At 61.2% G+C, this 1,532-nt stretch carries 1 protein-coding gene; it reads left to right on the top strand.

The genetic code is table 11. The annotated features are described in order from the left end of the window. A partial coding sequence (locus tag ACYJRZ_RS31860) for an FAD-dependent oxidoreductase (RefSeq protein ID WP_459465513.1) occupies positions 1–1,532 on the top strand: 1,532 nt, incomplete at both ends.

Here is a 1,532-nt window from a genome sequence, read left to right as displayed (position 1 = left end):
ACGATCTTCAATGCCGAACCGCGCGTCAATTACGATCGCATCATGCTGTCGCCGGTCCTGTCCGGGGAGAAGGACTACGAGCAGATCATCATCCACGGTGACGGCTGGTACATCAAGCACGGCATCACCCTCTACAAGGGGCATAAGATCGTCGCCATCGACCGGGCGGCAAACACCGTCACCTCCGATCACGGCGTCATCGAGAGCTACGACAAGCTGGTGATCGCCACCGGCTCCGTTCCCTTCATCATCCCCGTTCCAGGCAAAGACCTTCCCGGCGTCATCACCTATCGCGATCTGGACGACGTACAGGCCATGCTGCTCGCCGCCCAATCGCGCGAAAAGGCCGTTGTCATTGGCGGCGGCCTGCTTGGCCTCGAGGCGGCGGCGGGCCTTGCCCAGCGCGGCATGGATGTCACCATTCTCCATGTGCAGCCGACGCTGATGGAGCGTCAGCTCGATCCCGCCGCCGGCTACCTCCTTCAGAAGGCGGTCGAGGAACGCGGCATAAAGGTCATCTGCAAGGCCAATACGAAGGCCATCATCGGCGACGGCAAGGTCGAGGGTGTCGAGCTCGACAATGGCACGATCGTGCCAGCGACCCTGGTCGTCATGGCAGTCGGCATCCGGCCGAATGTCGGCCTGGCAAAGGAAGCCGGTCTTGCGGTCAATCGCGGCATCGTCGTCGATGCCGGCATGCAGACTTCCGATGGCAATATCCTTTCCCTCGGCGAATGCGCCGAGGTCGGCGGCATGGTTTACGGCCTGGTTGCGCCTCTTTATGAGATGGCTCGCGTTGCCGCCGCGCGCCTGGCCGGCAACAACGAGCCGGAATTCGTGCATTCCGACACGCCCACCAAGCTCAAGGTTACCGGCATTGACCTTTATTCGCTTGGCGATTTCGCCGATGGCGACGACCGGCAGGAAATCGTGCTGCGCGACGCGACTGCCGGCGTCTACAAGCGCCTGGTGCTGAAGGACAACCGCATCATCGGCACGGTTCTTTATGGCGAAACATCCGACGGGGCATGGTTCAATGATCTGAAGAAGAGGGCCGTCGATATTTCCTCGATGCGTGACACGCTGATTTTCGGCCAGGCCTATCAAGGAGGAACTCCGCTGGACCCTATGGCGGCCGTTGCAGCCTTGCCGGATGATGCGGAAATCTGCGGCTGCAACGGCGTCTGCAAGGGCAAGATTACCTCGACTATCACGGCCAAGAGGCTTTCATCGCTCGATGACGTGCGCGCCCACACGAAGGCCTCGGCCTCCTGCGGCTCGTGCACCGGCCTCGTCGAGAAGCTAATGGTGCTGACCTTGGGCGATAGCTACAATCCCGCTGCCGTCCAGCCGATGTGCTCATGCACCGAGCTCGGTCATGACGATGTCAGACGGCTCATCAAGGCCAAGGGTCTGAAAACCATTCCGGCCGTCATGCAAGAACTCGAATGGAAGACCTCCTGCGGCTGCGCCAAGTGCCGCCCGGCGCTCAACTATTATCTCGTCTGCGACTGGCCGGACGAATATGCCGA

It is taken from the genome of Rhizobium sp. No.120 (genome assembly GCF_054558365.1).
Note: the sequence above shows the minus strand (reverse complement) of the source record. Positions and strands in the feature narration are given on the sequence as shown.